This window comes from Bradyrhizobium sp. Kon69 (assembly GCF_055807515.1).
In genome coordinates this window covers 77989-95803 of sequence record NZ_JBVVOS010000031.1, presented here as the reverse complement: position 1 = coordinate 95803, position 17815 = coordinate 77989, and the positions used below count along the sequence as shown (strand labels likewise).

Sequence of the window (17815 nt, the reverse complement as noted above, 5' to 3'; positions counted from 1 at the left end):
CTGGAGCTTTTGCGTCATGCTTCGACGTCGTCACGGCGCCGGACACGCCGCTCCCGTCTTCACCCACGCCTCGACCAGCGCGCCGGCCTGCGCTTGCGTGCCCGGCACGGGCGAGCGGCCGAAGCCAGGCTTCCAGGCCCAGCCGACGAGGGTGTCCTTGCCGATATGGTCGATCAGGTCTTCCACCTTGCGCCCGCCATTGCGCGCGGGATCCCTGATCTGCTCGCAGATCTCGCCGACGGTCTTGCCCTCCCAGGCCATCTCGCGCGGGGCGAGATGCCAGTCGGGATGGCCGGGCATGCGGCCGGGCTCGAAATTGGCCTTCTGGTGGCAGGTGTTGCAACGCATCGCCTCGAGCCCATGGCCGTCGGCGCCGCGCGTGACCGGCGGCTGATGCAGGCGGGCATTGTCGCCCTGGTGCGGCCTGTCGCCGGCCGGATGACAATTGGTGCAGCGCGGATGCGTCAGCACCTTGCCGAGCTCGGTGAAGATTGCGGCCGAACGCTTTTCGGTGTCGCCGATCGAAGCAAAGCTCTCGGGCGAGGCGAGGGCGTGGCTTGCCGTCTCCGACGCCGCGTAGCCCGCACCGAGACTGCCGGCGAGGGCGGCGACCACGGCAATCATCTTGAACCGCACGTCGGAGATCATGATGCGTGTCACTTGGTGGCCATGAGGTAGCGCTTCGAGTCGGCGAGGATCACGTCGCGCACCGCCTCGTGATATTTGATGTAGCCGGTGCAGCGACAGAGATGACCGTCGAGCGCGTCCGCGATGGTCTGCTCCAGCGCCTCGCGCGCGACCGGTGTCCGCGACAGGCGCTCCAGCAGGACCTGGCCCTCATTGAGGAAGCCGGCGGTGCAATAGCCGCACTGAAAGGCGAAATGCGCGATGAAGGCCTTTTGCAGGGTCGAGAGCTCGCCGTCCCTGGCGTGCCCCTCGACGGTGCGGATCGACTTGCCGTCGAAATTCACGGCGGGCGCGACGCAGGTCGGGCTGGTGGTGCTGGTGCCGTCGGGCGCATCGATGATGACGGCGCAGCTCAGGCATTGCGCGGCGCCGCAGCCGAACTTGGTGCCGGTCATGCCCAGCATCTCGCGCAAAAAATCGTTCATCGAGAGATCGTCGCGGACGTCCATCGGACCGTGCTTCTGGCCGTTGATGGTGAGGCTGAGGGTCGTCACGCGAGCACTCCCTTCAATAGGCTTGCGGTGACCGGCAGCGCGCGGAAGCGATGGCCGGTGGCGTCGTGGATGGCGTTGATCAGCGCCGGCACGATCGGAATCATCACGACCTCCGCCATACCCTTCGGCGCTTCGTCCGCCGTTTGCGGCTTCAGCATCTCGATCTCGAGATCGCGGAGCGGCAGGTCGGAGCCGCGTGCGACCAGATAGCGCCCGAGATTCCATTCGCCGTTGCCCGGCCCGCCCTCGAACGGGGGCAGGGTTTCGAGCAGCGCATAGCCGACGCCCATGGCGAAGCCGCCCTGGGCCTGGCCCATCACCACCTCGGGCACCAGCGCGGTGCCGCATTCGAGCACGCTATAGGCCTTGGCGATGCGCAAGCTCCCGGTTGCGCGCTCGATCTCGACGCGGACGACCGTGCCGCACATCGAGGTGTAGGCGGTGCCGATCCGGTTGTTGTCGGTCGGCGGAAACTTGACGCTGGTGCGGTTGATCCGCGCGAATTTGCCGTTGCCTTTGCGGATCGCCAGCGCGTCGATCTCGGCGCGGTATTGCTCGCCGGACAGCGGGAAGCGTGCCCGCGACCACGCCCAGCGCGAGAAGCTGTGCGCAACCGCACCGGTGACGAAGCCGCGCGAATGAGCTGTCGCCGCGAGCGCGGGGAGGGCGAGCGGCTCCAGGCCGGGCATGGTGAGCTGGCCGTTCTGCCAGCTTGCGCTGGCCCATTGCCCCGCGCGCGGATCAGTCTTGGCGATGCGCCACAGCTCAAGCGCCGCGGGCCACAGGCCGAAGCGGAAAATCACGCGGGCGGCTTCCGCGGCGGAATGCGTGCCGACATGCGCGCCGATCGAGGAGCTTGTCGGCGAGCTGATCGCGGGCACCCAGCGCGGGTTTTTCTCCGCGGCATCCTGGGTCTTCTGGTCCATGGTGGAGGGATCGCCGGATGTGACCAGCCCGAGCATGTCATAGCTGTCGACGCGGGCGACCGAGACCTCGTCGGCGATGGCGCCGAGATGGCCGGCGACCCGGTTGGCCAGCGCCGTCCCGATGCCGTTGCCCATCTCGACATGATCGCAGAAGATGACGATCTTGCCGTCGGGGCCGAGCTCAACGCGTCCGAGCGAGCCGTCCGCGCCGGAGCCATAGTCTTTCGTCACGCAGGCAACGCCGGTGCCGACCAGCCGATCCGACGATGTCTGCTTGAACTGCGCCCGCTGCTGCCAGATCGGGTGCTTCTCGAGCTTGTCGAGGATTTCGGGCGTGCGCACCGAGACGATGTAGGGATTGCCCGTCATGGTCCGACCGTTCTGCGGTAGCGCGTTGCGCCGCCGGAAATCGATCGGATCGTGCTTGAGCTCGGATGCCGCTTCGTCGATCAGGACCTCCAGCGCCGTCATGGCTTGCAGGATGCCGTAGCCGCGCATCGAGCCCGCGCTCACGCCGCGCGAGTGCACCGCGACGGTCCTGACATCGACCTTCGGAATGTCGTAGATGCCGATCGCGCCGGTGCCTGCGACGACGGCGACGCTGGCCGAGAAATGGGCGAGCCCGCCGCCGTCGAGCACGTGATCGGCAGCGAACGCCTTGATCTTGCCGGTCGCGCGATCGATGCCGATGCGCGAGCGCATCTTGATCGCGTGGCGTTTGATGCCGGCCTGAAATTGCTGGTAGCGGTCATGCGCCAGCCGCACCGGCTTGCCGGGAAAGCAGACCGCCGCGAGCGCAACATAGAGAATGAAAGGCGTGTGATCGCGGCCACCGAAGCCGCCGCCGACATGGGCGAACTGCGCGTTGATGTGCGCCGGCTTGTAGGGCGCGCGGGCCTTGCCGAACAGATGCGCGATCGACTCCGCCGCCTCGTAGGGCGACTGGACGCCGAGCAGCAGTTCGAGATTGCCGCCCTTGCCGTCGTACCAGGCGAGCCCGCATTCCGGCTCCAGGAACATCGGGTCGACCGATTGCGTCTCGAACTCGCGGTCGAGCACCAGCATCGAGGCGTCATCCGCGGCAAGCTCGGCGCGGATCTGCTCGCCATGTTTCGCCGCCTTGGCGTAGTCCGCCGGCATGTCCTTCGCGAGCGGCGACCACACCGGCAGCGCCGCGCTCTGCACCTTCTTGGGCGAGACCCAACCCGCCTGGAGCGGCGAATAGACATCCGGTTGGTCAGGCGAGGGACCTGCCACGCGGGTGAAGCGGAAGGCCCCGTAATCCGGGACGACGACAGGCCCGGTCTCCTCACCGAATTGGACGAATGTGCCGTCGCGCAGCGCGAGACGCGCCTGGTCGAAGGCGTCGAACTTTTCGAAGATCAAAAGCGCGACCGGCTGCCCGAGATAAAGCGGTGTCTTGCCGATCGGACAGAACAGGTCGCCCGCATAGAATTCCGGCACCTGCGTCCCGATACGATCGAGATCGGCGGCAGTCACCACCACCGACGGCTTGAGCGCGCCGCCAAGCCGGGCGAGGTCGAGTCCGGTATAGACATGCGTGGCATCGTTGGCGCGGACCAGGATGGCGTGCGAGGTGGCCTGCGGCCAGCCCGGCAGGTCGTTGGCGCGGAAGTCGGAGGCGTAAAGTTTTGCGCCGGTGACCTTGGCGACGCCGTCGACACGGCCGGCGCCCATTGTCGCGGGATTGAACTTGCCGCGTCCAGGCAGCGTCTCGTGCGCTGCGAAGGGCACGCCCGCCGCGGACGCCAGATGTGACAGGCTGACCGAGATGCCTCCCGCCGACAACCACTTCACGAACTCACGTCGCGAAGGCCCCATGATCATATCCTTGTACAGAGTTTCGAGAACATCGGGATGCGGCCAGCATGTGATGTCCAGAGGGCATAGGCGAGCGCCAGCGCGAATCCGTCACGATGCATCATGCGACGATAGAACGGGTGAGGAGGTTTACAACCGCTGAATGTCGTGCGCTCGCAGATCGAATTGTGGTTTCGTGCTTGCTTTAGAGTCGAATCGAACGGAAGACGGTCCGGCAACAGGGGGCGCAATTCAAATGCAGCACGATCCGAACGGTGCGTCTTCAGTCACCAGCACCATGGGCACGACGACATTGTCGCGCCGCCAATTGCTGGATTGCGGTCTCAAAGCGGGCGCGTTGTCCCTGTTCGCAGGTGCAGCGAATGCCCAGCACGCCGTGCACGACCATGCGGGCACGTCCCACACCGCGGACATGTCGCCGACCATGGGGATGGTCGCTGAAACGCCCGTTCCCGCTATGGACCAAGCGCTGGTCGAGCCCGAGGTGCGGCGGTCCGTCAATGGCGTGCTGAGCACGACGTTGCGCGTCGGCTACGCCTATCGCCAGATCGGCGGCGTCCGGCTCTACGTCAGATCCTATGAAGGCGGCAGCCCCGGCCCGACCTTGCGCATGAAGCCCGGCGATACGCTGCGCATCAAGATGATCAACGATTTGCCGCCGAACCGCGATGGATTGCCGGCCGACATCAGCCATCCGCACCAGTTCAACAACACCAATTTCCATTTCCACGGCGCGCATACCAGCCCGAGCGGGATTTCCGACAACGTCATGCGCTCGATGGCTCCGGGCCGCAGCTACAACATCGAAATCACCCTGCCGGCCGATCACACCAGGGGCACCTACTGGTATCACCCGCATCACCACGGCAGCGCCGATATCCAGATGTCCTCCGGCATGGTCGGCGCCATCGTCATCGAGGGCGATTTCGCCGACGTTCCGGAGATCGCGACCGCCCGCGAGCGCCTCATGGTGCTGACCCAGGTGGTCTACGATGCCAACGGCATGGTCGAGAATTTCGAGACGCTGTTTCCCGAGACTGCGACGCGCTTTCTCGCCATTAACGGCCAGCGCCGGCCAATGATCGAGATGCGGCCCGGCGAGGTGCAGCGCTGGCGCATCCTCAATGCCGCCTATCAGGACGACATGCTGCTCGACCTGGAAAAGCACGATCTGCAAGCGATCGCCTATGACGGCATCCAGCTCGGCGCCATGCAGCCGCTCAAGCAGATCCTGATCGCGCCCGGCCAGCGCGCCGACATTCTGGTGAAGGCAGGGAGCCCCGGCACCTACGCCTTCAACGCGGCGCAGTACGACCAGGGCCATCCTTCGCCGGTGGGACCGCTGGCGCGGGTCGTGGTGTCAGGCGCGCCGATGGACATGAAGCTGCCGCGCGCTTTGCCGCCGGCGCCGCTCGCGACCATCAAGGACTCCGAGATCACCAACCGCCGCAAGGTGGTGCTGTCGGCCACCGCGCCGGAGGCCGATGCCGCCGGCCATTGGCAGGAATTCGAGTTCTTCGTCGACGGCAAGAAGTTCGACCCCGGCCGCATCGATCAGCGGGTGAAGCTCGGCGCGGTCGAGGAGTGGACCATCGTGAACACGCATGAGCATGACGACCACGTGTTCCACATCCATACCAACCCGTTCCAGGTGATCTCGGCCAATGGCAAGGCGCTGGCGGTGCCGGAATGGCGGGATTCCGTGATCGTGGAGCGCAAGGGCGGCGTGGTCGTGTTCCGCTCCCGCTTCATCGATTTCACCGGAGTCTACATGCTTCACTGCCACATGATGAACCATGAGGAGATGGGCATGATGCAGACCGTGGAGGTCTACAAGGCTTAAGCTGCGGGTCGAATTGGGCGAATTCGGCGGCGCGCGGGGCTGATCCGGGTCCGGCCGGGCTTCCCCTGACGGCCCGCATGGCCTATGACGCTGCAACGCAACAATCCCCCAAAAAGACCCCATGATCCGCCTCGACAACGTCAGCAAGCAAGCCGGCCACCAGATCCTGTTCATCGAAGCGTCCGCCGCCCTCAACAAGGGCGAGAAGATCGGCCTCGTTGGCCCGAACGGCGCCGGCAAGACCACGCTCTTCCGGATGATCGCCGGCGAGGAACCGCCCGATGAGGGGCAGGTCTCGACCGATCGCGGCATCACCATCGGCTATTTCAACCAGGACGTCGGCGAGATGGCCGGCCGCAGCGCCGTGGCCGAGGTCATGGACGGGGCTGGGCCGGTGAGTGCGGTGGCGGCCGAGCTGCACGAGCTCGAGACCGCGATGGCCGATCCTGATAAGGCCGACCAGATGGACGAGATCATCGCCCGCTACGGCGAGGTGCAGCACACGTTCGAGGAGCTCGACGGCTATGCGCTCGACGGCCGCGCGCGCGAGGCGCTGTCCGGCCTTGGCTTCAGCCAGGAGATGATGGACGGCGACGTCGGCAAGCTCTCCGGCGGCTGGAAGATGCGCGTGGCGCTGGCGCGTATTCTCCTGATGCGTCCCGATGTCATGCTGCTCGACGAGCCGAGCAACCATCTCGATCTCGAAAGCCTGATCTGGCTGGAGAAGTTCTTGCACGACTACGAAGGCACGCTGCTGATGACCTCGCATGATCGCGAGTTCATCAACCGCGTGATTTCGAAAGTGGTCGAAATCGATTCCGGATCGCTCACCACCTACGCCGGCAATTACGAGTTCTACGAGCAGCAGCGGGCACTGAGCGAGAAGCAGCAGCAGGCGCAGTTCGAGCGCCAGCAGGCCATGCTCGCCAAGGAGATCAAGTTCATCGAGCGTTTCAAGGCGCGCGCATCTCATGCGGCTCAGGTTCAGAGCCGGGTGAAGAAGCTCGACAAGATCGAGCGGGTCGAGCCGCCGCGCCGCCGCCAGACGGTGGCATTCGACTTTCCGCCGGCGCCGCGGTCGGGCGAGGACGTCGTTGCGCTCAAGAAGGTGTTCAAGGGCTACGGCAGCAAGCGGATCTATGACGGGCTCGATTTCATGATCCGCCGCCGAGAACGCTGGTGCGTGATGGGCGTCAACGGCGCCGGAAAATCGACACTGCTCAAGCTCGTCGCGGGTGCGAGCGAGCCGGACGACGGCACCGTGGCGGTCGGCGGCAGCGTCAAGATGGGCTATTTCGCGCAGCATGCGATGGATTTGCTCGACGGCGAGCAGACGGTGTTCGAGTCACTCGAATATGCGTTTCCGACCGCGGGGCAGGGCTCCTTGCGCGCGCTCGCCGGCTGCTTCGGCTTCTCCGGCGACGACGTCGAGAAGCGCTGCCGTGTGCTCTCGGGCGGCGAGAAGGCGCGCCTGGTGATGGCCAAGATGCTGTTCGATCCTCCGAACTTTCTGGTGCTGGACGAGCCGACCAACCATCTCGACCTCGCCACCAAGGAGATGCTGATCGCGGCGCTGTCGGATTTCGAGGGCACCATGCTGTTCGTCTCGCATGATCGGCATTTTCTCAGCGTCCTGTCGAACCGCGTGCTGGAGCTGACGCCCGAGGGCATCCACCAGTTCGGCGGCGGCTATACCGAATATGTCGCGCGCACGGGGCAGGAAGCGCCGGGATTGCGGAGCTAGTTCTTGTCCTTGCCCGCGATCGTGGCGATCGCCTCGATCTCGTTGGTCCAGATCCCGCCGGAATAGCCTTGCGGGAGCCGGGCGAAGAGCTCGGGCGTATCGACGCCGGTGGAGAATTCGCCTCCACTGTAGGGACCGAGCACGAACACTGCGCTGTTTGCGCCCTCCATGCGCGCGAGGAAGCGGTCAGGCCAGCCCCATAGAAAGAGCGCGATATTGATCGGCACCAGCACCATCGCGTTCCGACAGGCTGCCGGCACCAAGCCGGTCCAGCCGTAGCCGAGATAGCCGATCAGGCAGCTTCGGATTGCCGCGCGCGAGATCGTGCGAACTTCCGGGGTAAGGCGACGGATCATGTCGATGGGCTCGTCGCCCCCATAAACCATGATCGTCCGGCGGCGCTCGGCCGGCAGCGCGTTCAACACCGTGGCAAGTTTCTCGCCTTCATACGCGTCGCGGCTCTTCACGTTGATGAGGAGCTTCTTGTCAGGGAAGTCGGCGAACACCTCCGACAATGTCGGCATCATCCCGATGCCTTTGCCGCGAAACGGAAACGTCTTGCCGCCGTCGGCGGTGTAACCATAGCCGATGTCGAGCAGCTTCAGCCTCGCCATGCTTTGCTCGCGCGTCACGCCGTGGCCATCAGTGCGGCAATCGAGCGTCCAGTCATGGAATACGGCGAACTCGCCGTCGGTGGTCGGGTGCACGTCGAGCTCGACCACATCTGCGCCGGCGTCGAAGCTTGCTCGCATCGAACGTATGGTGTTCTCCAGATAATCGTGTGTCGGCTGCAACATTCTTGCGGCGGTGCAGGTGTCGTTCCTCACATCGCGCTCATCGAAGCGCTGCGCCATGCCGCGATGGGCAAGCAGCACTGGCTTGCCATCAGGACGACGCGCCAGCAGACTCGTGTTGTTGACGTAGACGCCCAATGCGACGGCGATGATGGCGGCCGTGGCGACTCTCAGTTTCGTGCCCACCGATTCCTCCCCCATTCCGTGATCACCGTCGGCGGCGTTTGGGGTTGATTTGCGGCAATCGCCGTCCGGCTTGAACCGTCCGACGGCGCCCGCTACGCTGCTTCAAAAATCGGGAGCGGAACGCGCATGAAGCAGCTGCGGATCGGCGACATCACCATTGACGCGGTGATCGAGCGGGAGGGGCCGTGGCGGCGGCCGCAGGATTTTTTCCCGGCCTATGACGAGGGCGTGTTCAGGCACCATCTGCCGACGATGGAGCCTGAGGTGTTCGACGCCGCGCGCGGCATGATGGTGATCACCTATCAGACCTTCGTGGTGCGCACGCCGCGCTACACCATCCTGGTCGATACCTGCACCGGCGAGGACAAGGGCCATCCGCCGCCGTTCGATTTTCCCGGCAAGGCGCGCTGGCGCAACGAGCTGTTCGCGCTCGGCATCTCTTTCGAGCAGATCGACTACGTCTTCTGCACGCATCTGCATATCGATCACACCGGCTGGAATACGACCTTGCGCGACGGCCGTTGGGTGCCGACTTTTCCGAATGCGAAATACGTCTTCCACAAGGGTGAATATGCGGCCTGGGAGGCCGAGCACGCCAAGGGCAGCAACCCGCCCGGTACCGTGTTTCGCGACAATTGCCTGCCGATCGTCGAGGCAGGCCAAGCGCTGCTGGTCGATGACGACTACGCGCTCGATGACACCGTCACGCTGACGCCGACGCCGGGGCATTCGCCCTGCCATTGCTGCGTGAACATTTTCTCCAAGGGGCAACGCGCGGTGGTCGCCGGCGATCTTATGCATCACCAGATCCAGTGCCGCGAGCCGGATTGGTCGGCCAAGCCGGATTGGGATGCGAAGCAGTCGGCGGTGTCGCGGCGAAAGTTTTTTGCTTCCGTCGCCGACACCGACACGCTGATCCTGCCTGTCCATTTTCCGGCGCCGACGGTCGGACTGATCAAGCCGTTCGGCGCCGCCTTTGACTACCGTTTCAAGCGGGAGTAGGTCGAACGGACGCTCTAGTAAGTGTAGAACATCCGCTGGATTTCCTTGGTGTCGGTCGTCTTGGTCAGCGCCAGCATCAGCAGAATACGCGCCTTTTGAGGATTAAGCGTATCCGAGACGACGAAGTCGTGCTCGTCGTCCTTGGCCTCGCCATTGCGCGCGACGATGCCGTTGCCGACACGGCTGCTGCGCACGATCACGACACCCTTCTTGCGGGCCTCGTCGAGCGCCGGCTCGACTGCGGGCCGAGCCAGGCTGCCGTCCCCGACGCCGGCATGCACGATCCCCTTGGCCCCGGCGGCGACAAACGCGTCGATCGCAACCCGGTTCATGTTGGCGTAGCCGTAGACGATGTCGACTTGCGGCAGGACATCGAGGCTGGAGACGTCGAATTCGGAGTCCGCGGTGTGCCGGCGCGTCGATTGCCGATAGAAGAACGGCTTGTTGCCCTGCATGTAGCCGAGAAAGCCGAGTTCAGGCGTGCGGAAGGTGTCTGCCGTCGAGGTGTTGTTCTTGGTGACATCGCGAGCCGCGTTGATCTGATCGTTGAGAGCAACGAGCACGCCCTTGCCGACAGCCTCGTCGCTACCCGCGAGGATCACCGCGTTGAAGAGGTTGATCGGCCCGTCCGCGCTGATCGCCGTCGACGGCCGCATCGCGCCGACGACGACGACAGGTTTCTTGCTCTTGACAACGAGGTCCAGGAAATAGCTGGTTTCCTCGATCGTGTCGGTCCCGTGCGTGATCACGATGCCATCGACGTCGTCCTGTGCGAGCAGCGTGTTGACGCGCTTTGCGAGCTTGAGCCAGTAGTCATTGTTCATGTTCTCGCTGGCGATCTGGAAAACCTGCTCGCCTTTGACGTTAGCCACTGTTTTCAGTTCGGGGACGGCGTTCAGGAGGGTCTCAATGCCTACCGTGGCAGCGGTGTAACCGACCACGGTGGTGCTGCTCGCTCCGCTGCCGGCGATCGTGCCGCCGGTTGCGAGCACCATGACGTTGGGCAGTCCCGGGCCCCGCGCGTTCGCGGCTTCAAGTCCGATGAGCAGCGCGAAGAGCAAGCTCATTGCCGCGATGAAGTGATGACGCACTCGAGGTTGCCACATCTTGACGTTCCCTTTCATAGAAAGCCTTATCGATGCGCCCCGCTTCGCTCAGCACCGCATGATCGGTCAGTCGAGAGCTCCTGTCTAGGGCGACGCTGCTTTCGGATGATTTGGTCTGGAAACCGGTACACAGAAACACGCACGCGAATGGCCGGGACAGGCCCGGCCATGTGGCAGTTCGTCTGGCGATTGCTCGCTAAAGCAGCAGTGAATTCGCGGCGCCTTACGCGCCCATCTCGCACTTCTTCATAAAGCTGTTCTTGGCGGCGCCGGCGAGCGGCTTGCCCTCGGCGCTGACGGCCTTCGGCGCGCAGGCGTCGGCCTTGCACTTCTTCATGAACGAGGTCTTGGCGGCGCCAGCCAGGGCCTTGCCGTCCTTGCCGACGGCCTTGCTTTCGCAGGTGTCCTCCGCGAAGGCCGAACCCGCCGCAAACGTGGCAACGATCGCAGCCAGGAAAATCCGCTTCATCATGATTGTCTCCCTAAACCAGAAATGGCGCGCGGATTGGAGCCGGGAATCGTGGCGCAATCAAGCTGCATGAGCGCCTGCCGCCCGGTCTTCCTGGCGATTTTCCGACCGCGGGTACGAAAGGGCCGACGGCCTGCTGCACTGCTCGCTGACCGGGACGGGCGATCCTGCTAGCTTCGGGCGAGTTTAGCCGAAGGGAGCATCGTGATGGAGACCCTGATTGCGAACATGCCGGATGCCGCTTCCGACCGGCATTCTCACCTGGTTCGGCCGCAAGACATGGAATGGCAGAAGACGCGCTTTCCCGGCTGCGAGGCCAAGACGCTGCTGTTCGATCGCAGCAGCGGTCTGATGACCGCGTTGATGCGCTTTGCGCCGGGATCGGTGCTGCCCGATCACGAGCATGTCGGCGTCGAGCAGAGTTATGTCATCGAGGGCGCTCTCGTCGACAGCGAAGGGCCGGCCAAGGGGATTGCCTGCAAGGCCGGCGAATTCATCTGGCGCGAGGCGGGCAGCCGGCATGCTGCCTGGTGCCCGGAGGGCGCCCTGATCCTGGCGATCTTCCAGGTGCCGAACAAGTTCTTCGAAGCCGACGGCCGTGTCGTCGATGCCGCCGGTCAGGATTGGGACCAAACATGGGGGCACACCGACGCGCAACGGGCGGGGAGATAGGCGGCTCTTCGCAGTTCAAGTGCCATCATCGATGCTTCTGACGAGCACGGTGACCTGAACGGCGATCAGCCGCCGCATTTCCTTGCCGTTCCTGGCGGTTTCGCGCAATCCCCGCATGCCGAACACCAGGCATCGTGCCAGCATCGTCCGCGATCCCAGCGGCCTTAACCTGATTGCGGATGAGGTCGGCGACCAAAGACTGGAAGTTGTCGTAGACCTTCCGAACTGCCGGGAAACGGAGGTCGAAGAGATCTGCCGAATCGGGGTGCGCCTCGATCAGGTCGAAGCCATGCGATCCCCAGGATTTACAGGCGTGGAGCAGCCTGGCGTGAAGGCCGTCGAGCCGCGCGATTGCGGCCCTGATCTCCTGATGCTTCTGCTCGTCCATTCGCTGGATCACCGCCGCGAACACAGCGTCCTTGTCGGGGAAGAGCAAATAGAGCGCCGGCCGCGACATTCCCGCCTTGGCGGCGATGTCGCCCATCGTCGTGCGGGCATGGCCGTAGCGGGCGAAGACCTCCGTTGCAGCCGCGACGGCACGCTCCTCTTTCGAAATGCTAGAACGAGCCATGAGCCTCACGGGCGTCGGAACGGAACGTCGGCCATACTGACAAAATATCAATAATTGTCAATTTGACGGAAGCGGCATGAGGCCACGAGAGGTTCTGCGAGATGAACGATGAAGCGCGACTGATGACCTGGAACACCTATCAGGCGGCGTGGGGACCCATCGATGAGGACGAGCGGCGTCGGCTGCTCGAGCAAAGCGTGGCCGCGGACTGCGTCTATACCGATCCGGGCTCGCAGATTGAGGGACGTGACGCCTTGATGGCGCGCATCGGTCAAACCCAGCTTAAGTTTCCTGGCGCGCATTTCAGGAATGACAGCTTCCTCGAGCACCATGATCAGGGGCTTTTTCGCTGGACCATGTATGACGGCGCCGGTCGCGTGTTCGTCACGGGCGAGAGTTTTGGCCGCTTCGGCGACGATGGCCGCCTCGTTCAGGCGACCGGCTTCTTCGACGTGCCCGCTGCGAAGGCCTGAACGCCGGCCGGCGCGGCGGTCGATCCTGCCGCTCCTGACATCGTCCTCATACGCCGCGCGCGAGAAGTGCCTTGAAGTCCGCGCGTGCGCGCCGCGCTTCGGCTCGCGCCATCTCGGAGGCGTCGCCGAGGCCGAAATAGCCGTGGATCAGGCCGGGGCCTTCATGGTGCTTTACCGGCACACCGGCGGCTTCCAGCGCCCGTGCATAGGCTGCGCCCTCGTCGCGCAGAGGATCGAACCAGGCCGTGGTGACGATCGCGGGCGCGACGCCGGCGAGCGAAGTCGCGCGCAGCGGTGAAACGCGCCAGTCGGTGGCGTGCGAGGGATCGGCAAGATAATGGCCGCAGAACCACTCCATCACGGCGCGTGAGAGGAAGTAGCCTTCGGCATTCTCGGCGCGCGAGGGGAAGCGTGCGTTTTCGCGCGCGTCCGCATAACTGCCGAGGACGTCGGTCACGGGGTAGACCAGCAGTTGCGCGGCAAGCTTGATGCCGGCGTCGCGGCAGGCGATCGCGGTGGTGGCGGCGAGATTGCCGCCGGCGCTGTCGCCGGCAACGCCGAGGCGTTTTGCATCGCCGCCAAATTCCGCGACGCGGCCAAACACGTCGCGGACCGCGGCAAAGGCATCCTCGAACGCGCCGGGAAAGCGCGTTTCGGGCGGGCGGCGATAGTCGACGGAGACGACGACCGCGCCGGTCTCGATCGCAAGGTTGCGTGCCTGCCGGTCGTGGGTCTCGAGGTCGCCCGCGACCCAGCCGCCGCCATGGAAGAACACCACGGTAGGTGCCGGCGTGGTGCCGGCCCGGTAGACACGTGCATCGAGCGGTCCGGCGCCACCTTTCACCTTGATATCCGCGACGATGTCGACCGGTGGCGGCGCTATGGCCGCGCGCGAGGCAGCCAGTGCGCGCAAGGAATCGCGGGCGCTCTGTGGCGTCATCGTCGTGGCATCGCGCATCGGCAGCAGTGGAATGATCTGGGCGATGACGGGATCGAGCGGTACGGCCATGGAATCCTCACACGGTTCTTGGTCTTGCTTGCGGGTTAGCATAGATATTGCGCGCCGCATCGGCAACCGCTCGCATGTGGCGATGCCGGGGAATGCAATGCCACGGGATGAACGGGCAGGGAGGTCTTGAGGTGGAATTCGAAACGCTGGTCCAGTCGCGCCGCAGCGTGCGCGGCTTCAGGAACGAGCCGGTGCCGCGCGCGGTGATCGAGGCGATCATCGACAGCGCCAAGCGTGCGCCGTCGTCGATGAACACCCAGCCCTGGCATGTCCACGTGCTCACAGGCGGTCCGCTGGAACAGCTGCGCCGACGCAACATGGAGGAGATGGTTGCCGGCGCCAAGGTCAAGCGCGACATCGTCAGCCACGGCGAATACCAGGGCGTGCACCGCACCCGGCAAGTCGACGTCGCCAAGAAACTGTTCGGCGCGATGGGGATCGCGCGCGACGACAAGCCGATGCGCCAGGACTGGGTGCTGCGCGGCTTCCGCCAGTTCGACGCGCCGGTCTCGCTGGTCTTGACCTATGACCGCGTGCTCGATCCCGGCGCGGTCTGCCATTTCGACCTGGGCGCGCTCTGCTACGGCATCGTGCTCGCGGCCTGGGACCGTGGTCTCGGTTCGGTGATCAACGGGCAGGGCATCATGCGTTCCGACATCGTGCGCGAGGTCGCAAACATTCCGGAGGACGAGGTGATCATGACCTGCGTCGCGATGGGCTATCCCGACGACAACTTTGCCGCGAACGCCGTTCGCTCCGATCGCGAGGGCAACGACGATTTCGTGCGCTACGTCGGATTCGCCGAGTAACGCAGGCAGAGGAGATTATTCTCTCGCCGGAATTTTTTTGGTGCGGACCCCTTGGCGGCCTCTTGCAATCTCTATCGTGCAGGAGGAACAATGTACGGACTGAAAGGTTTGATGCTGGCGCGAGGGAATTGACATGCGGCGGCTCGCTAGCCTGGTTCGACGGTTCTTCGGCCCGCGAGTGCGGCGTCCGATCGATGATGATCCAAGTCTTCCTTTCACACCCGAAGAGTTCGGCCGGATGATCCGTAGCGGCCGGCACGAGGACATGAAGCTGCTGGCCGAAGGGCTCGCCTGCCGGACCGTTCCGCGCCGCACCAGACATCGCGCCGCGCACTGAGACGCCGCAAGGGAAGCCGCTCCGAGCCTCCTCACTCGTGCTAGACTGCCGCCTATGAGCAATCGCATCCTCGTCCTCTACGGTTCCTACCGTTCCGACCGCATGGGCATCCGCCTTGCGAATTTCGTCATCGATCGCCTGCGCGCCCGCGGCGACGACGTCGTGTTCATCGACGCCAAGGCGATCGGCCTGCCGATGCTCGATCGCATGTACAAGGAATATCCCAAGGGCTCCGCACCCGAGGCGCTGGAGAAGCTGGCCGGAGAGATCCGCGGCGCCGATGGCTTTGTCTTCGTCACCGGCGAATACAATTGGGGCATTCAACCAGGCCTGAAAAATCTCACTGACCACTTCCTCGAGGAGTGGTTCTGGCGTCCGGCCGCGATCGTGAGCTATTCGGCTGGCCGCCTGTCCGGCGCGCGTGCCTCGACCGCCTGGCACGGCACGTTGTCGGAGATGGGCATGGTGGTGGTGTCGAGCACCATCGGCGTCGGCCCGATCGCACAGACGCTGTCGGAGGCGGGTGAACCGATCGGCGAGGGCGGCAAGGCGCTCGAACGTTCATTCCCGCGCTTCGCCGACGATCTCGCCTGGTGGATCGAGGCGGCCAAGGCGCAGCGGGCGCGCAAGGCGCCGCCTTATTGACGGTCCCGTAGCCCGGATGGAGCGCAGCGCAATCCGGGGGCCGTCGGTGTTTGCGGCACGATTCCCGGATTACGCTTTCGCTCCATCCGGGCTACGAATGTGGAGTGCTAGGCCGCCCTGACCTCGCCGAGGAAACGGTCGAACTGTCCGGCGAGATCGCGCGACTGGGTCGAGAGCTGTTCGGCTGCGCCCAGCACCTCTCTTGCGGCCGTGCCGGTATCGTCGGCGGCGCGCTGCACGCCTGAGATGTTGGTGTTGACCTCCTGGGTGCCGCGCGCGGCCTCCTGGACGCTACGGGCGATCTCTTTGGTCGCCGAACCCTGTTCCTCGATCGCGGCCGCAATCGCGGTGCCGATCTGGTCGATCTCGCCGATCACGTCGGCGACGTTGCGGATCGCGGTGACGGTCTCGTCGCTCGCGGCCTGGATCGCCGAAATCTGCTCGGAGATTTCGGTGGTGGCCTTGGCGGTCTGGCCCGCCAGCGATTTCACCTCGGCAGCAACCACCGCGAAGCCGCGGCCGGCGTCGCCGGCGCGGGCGGCCTCGATGGTCGCGTTCAGCGCCAGCAAGTTGGTCTGCTCGGCGATGCTCTGGATCAGCGTGACGACGTCGCCGATCTTCTGCGCGCCTTCGGCCAGCGCACGGGCGGTGTCGCCAGTGCGGCGGGCGTTGTCGACGGCGCGGGCGGCGATCTCGGTGGATTGGGCCACTTGACGGCCGATCTCCGAGATCGAAGAGGTCAGCTCTTCGGTGGCGCTCGCGACGGTCTGCACGTTGCTCGAGGTCTGCTGTGAGGCGGCGGCGACGACCGCGGCCTGGCTGTTGGTCTGCGCCGCCGTCGAGGTCATCGACTGCGCCGTGGTTTCCATGGTGGAGGAGGCTTTCGACAATCCGCCGACGAGCTCGGTGACCTTGGCTTCGAATGCGCGGGTGATCCCGTCGAGCGCCTGTGCGCGGCGCATCTTGCCGTCGTTCTCGGCCTGCTTCTCTGCCGCAAGGCGGTCGGCCCGGATCATGTTGTCCTTGAAGACCCGGACAGCCGCGGCCATCGCGCCGATTTCATCGGAACGTTCGGCGCCGGGAATCTCTTCCGCAACCTCGCCGTCGGCAAGCCGCGACATCCGCGTCGTCAGATTGACGATCGGGGCGCAGACGCGGCGGCGGACCGTGACGATGAGGCCGGCACTGGCGATCAGCACGGCGAGAAGGCCCGCGAGTGCGATGGTGAAGCTGGTGTGGGCCGCAGTGGAGGCACCGGCGAGAATCTGCTCGGCGTTGTCGTAGAAGGCGTCGCGGACCTCGATGATGGTGCTGAGGCCCCGCTGCGTGGCGGTGTAATAGGTGTCCATGTCGTGTTCGTACTTGCCGCTGACCGCACCCTCCTTCACCAGCTTGAGCTCGCGGCCGAACTCTTCGATGTAGATCGCGTTGAATTTCTCCAGCGCGGCGGCGATGTTCGCCGGCGTTGCGGGATTGCCGCGCAACTCCAGCAGCGACATCACGATCTGATCGTTGCGGCCCTGCGAGCGGCTGATCTCGGCCTTCTCGGTGTCGGTCGCCGGTTTCTTGCCGCCGACGAGATTCTTGTGCAGGCTGGAGTTGAAGCCGCCCACGTCGCGCAAGGTCATCGCGATGTTGGCGTAGCTGGCCTGCCGGTAGGCATCGCCGTTGAGGATCGCCATGCGGCGGACCTGCTCGTTGAGCAGCGCAGTCACGCTGGCGTTGAGCACGGCGTTGTCGGCGACGATTTTCTTGGCCGCGTCCTTGCGCGCGTCCGGTGGGCCCGACATCGCCTTGTCGATGGCCTCGCGCAGCGACGTGAATTTCGAATTGATGGCGTCGATGTTGCCGCCGGTGGTGTTGCCGTCGTCGAATGGGCCGGGCAGGTCCTTGCGCAACGCGTTCATCGTGTCGCGGGCGGCGTCGGTCTGCTTGCGCAGCTTGCCCTGCTCGGCAAGCAGCGCCGGGTCGACGGCGGGAGGGCCATAGAGGATGTTGGTGGAAAAGCCGCGCTCGGGATTGAGGTAGCGCGGGATGTCGCTGACGGCGCGAACGATCGCGAGCCGCCCCTGGGCTTCGGTGATCCGCTCCATCGTCTGGTATTTCGTTACGGCGACGTAGACGGCGAGGCCGCCGCCCACGGTCGAGAGCGAGACGATGGCGGTGGTCAGGAGCGTACCGATTTTCATGAGTCTATCCGGCAACT

17 protein-coding genes are annotated in these 17815 nt (G+C 64.9%); 8 read left to right on the top strand and 9 right to left on the bottom strand.

Annotated features, from left to right (window positions below):
• Positions 1-30 precede the first annotated feature (30 nt).
• From AC0L3U_RS32305 to AC0L3U_RS32295, 3 genes are read right to left on the bottom strand one after another with little or no spacing between them, the layout of a single operon-like run.
• Positions 31-648, bottom strand: a complete 618-nt coding sequence (locus tag AC0L3U_RS32305) for an Isoquinoline 1-oxidoreductase subunit (RefSeq protein ID WP_473364420.1) — start codon at positions 646-648, stop codon at positions 31-33.
• Positions 649-656: 8 nt separating this feature from the next.
• Positions 657-1181: a (2Fe-2S)-binding protein gene (locus AC0L3U_RS32300; protein ID WP_473364419.1), complete on the bottom strand. Its 525-nt coding sequence runs from the start codon at positions 1179-1181 to the stop codon at positions 657-659.
• The gene (locus tag AC0L3U_RS32295) at positions 1178-3949 is read right to left on the bottom strand and encodes a xanthine dehydrogenase family protein molybdopterin-binding subunit (protein ID WP_473364418.1); all 2772 of its coding nucleotides are present in this window, start codon (positions 3947-3949) and stop codon (positions 1178-1180) included. The genes AC0L3U_RS32300 and AC0L3U_RS32295 overlap by 4 nt, the downstream gene beginning before the upstream one ends.
• Positions 3950-4184: 235 nt before the next feature.
• Here AC0L3U_RS32295 and AC0L3U_RS32290 point away from each other — a divergent pair, with 235 nt between their 5' ends.
• Positions 4185-5792, top strand: a complete 1608-nt coding sequence (locus AC0L3U_RS32290; RefSeq protein ID WP_473364417.1) for a multicopper oxidase family protein — start codon at positions 4185-4187, stop codon at positions 5790-5792.
• A gap of 121 nt (positions 5793-5913) precedes the next feature.
• On the top strand, positions 5914-7536 hold the full coding sequence (locus AC0L3U_RS32285) for an ABC-F family ATP-binding cassette domain-containing protein (protein WP_473364416.1): 1623 nt from the start codon (positions 5914-5916) through the stop codon (positions 7534-7536).
• On the opposite strand, the gene AC0L3U_RS32280 is transcribed toward AC0L3U_RS32285, so the two are convergent.
• A complete protein-coding gene (locus AC0L3U_RS32280; RefSeq protein ID WP_473364415.1) occupies positions 7533-8516 on the bottom strand; it encodes a glycerophosphodiester phosphodiesterase family protein in 984 nt (327 codons plus the stop codon). The two genes, AC0L3U_RS32285 and AC0L3U_RS32280, sit on opposite strands and share 4 nt — an antisense overlap.
• 126 nt (positions 8517-8642) lie before the next feature.
• Here AC0L3U_RS32280 and AC0L3U_RS32275 point away from each other — a divergent pair, with 126 nt between their 5' ends.
• A complete protein-coding gene (locus tag AC0L3U_RS32275) occupies positions 8643-9518 on the top strand; it encodes an MBL fold metallo-hydrolase (RefSeq protein ID WP_473364414.1) in 876 nt (291 codons plus the stop codon).
• A gap of 14 nt (positions 9519-9532) precedes the next feature.
• Here AC0L3U_RS32275 and AC0L3U_RS32270 read toward each other — a convergent pair whose 3' ends face one another.
• Complete coding sequence (locus tag AC0L3U_RS32270; protein ID WP_473364413.1) at positions 9533-10624, bottom strand: type II asparaginase; 1092 nt, start codon at positions 10622-10624, stop codon at positions 9533-9535.
• Positions 10625-10847: 223 nt separating this feature from the next.
• Positions 10848-11096 carry a hypothetical protein gene (locus AC0L3U_RS32265; protein ID WP_456764594.1) on the bottom strand — a complete coding sequence of 83 codons (249 nt, stop codon included), beginning with the start codon at positions 11094-11096 and terminating at the stop codon, positions 10848-10850.
• Positions 11097-11300: 204 nt separating this feature from the next.
• On the opposite strand from AC0L3U_RS32265, the gene AC0L3U_RS32260 reads away from it, so the two are divergent.
• Positions 11301-11765 (top strand): cupin domain-containing protein, encoded by a 465-nt coding sequence (locus AC0L3U_RS32260; protein WP_473364412.1) that lies wholly within the window; start codon positions 11301-11303, stop codon positions 11763-11765.
• A 25-nt stretch (positions 11766-11790) separates the two neighbouring features.
• On the opposite strand, the gene AC0L3U_RS32255 is transcribed toward AC0L3U_RS32260, so the two are convergent.
• Entirely contained in the window at positions 11791-12249 is a 459-nt protein-coding gene (locus AC0L3U_RS32255) for a TetR/AcrR family transcriptional regulator (protein WP_473364411.1), read from the bottom strand.
• A gap of 188 nt (positions 12250-12437) precedes the next feature.
• On the opposite strand from AC0L3U_RS32255, the gene AC0L3U_RS32250 reads away from it, so the two are divergent.
• Complete coding sequence (locus AC0L3U_RS32250) at positions 12438-12809, top strand: nuclear transport factor 2 family protein (RefSeq protein WP_473364410.1); 372 nt, start codon at positions 12438-12440, stop codon at positions 12807-12809.
• Positions 12810-12855: 46 nt separating this feature from the next.
• On the opposite strand, the gene AC0L3U_RS32245 is transcribed toward AC0L3U_RS32250, so the two are convergent.
• Complete coding sequence (locus AC0L3U_RS32245; protein ID WP_473364409.1) at positions 12856-13818, bottom strand: alpha/beta hydrolase; 963 nt, start codon at positions 13816-13818, stop codon at positions 12856-12858.
• Positions 13819-13949: 131 nt separating this feature from the next.
• Here AC0L3U_RS32245 and AC0L3U_RS32240 point away from each other — a divergent pair, with 131 nt between their 5' ends.
• From AC0L3U_RS32240 to AC0L3U_RS32230, 3 genes are all read left to right on the top strand, one after another.
• Positions 13950-14627, top strand: coding sequence for a nitroreductase (locus tag AC0L3U_RS32240; protein ID WP_027517616.1), 678 nt, complete (start codon positions 13950-13952; stop codon positions 14625-14627).
• 133 nt (positions 14628-14760) lie between these two features.
• On the top strand, positions 14761-14964 hold the full coding sequence (locus AC0L3U_RS32235) for a hypothetical protein (protein WP_007591770.1): 204 nt from the start codon (positions 14761-14763) through the stop codon (positions 14962-14964).
• A 54-nt stretch (positions 14965-15018) separates the two neighbouring features.
• Positions 15019-15609, top strand: coding sequence for an NADPH-dependent FMN reductase (locus AC0L3U_RS32230; protein WP_085353019.1), 591 nt, complete (start codon positions 15019-15021; stop codon positions 15607-15609).
• A gap of 107 nt (positions 15610-15716) precedes the next feature.
• On the opposite strand, the gene AC0L3U_RS32225 is transcribed toward AC0L3U_RS32230, so the two are convergent.
• Positions 15717-17798 carry a methyl-accepting chemotaxis protein gene (locus tag AC0L3U_RS32225; RefSeq protein ID WP_473364408.1) on the bottom strand — a complete coding sequence of 694 codons (2082 nt, stop codon included), beginning with the start codon at positions 17796-17798 and terminating at the stop codon, positions 15717-15719.
• Positions 17799-17815 lie beyond the last annotated feature (17 nt).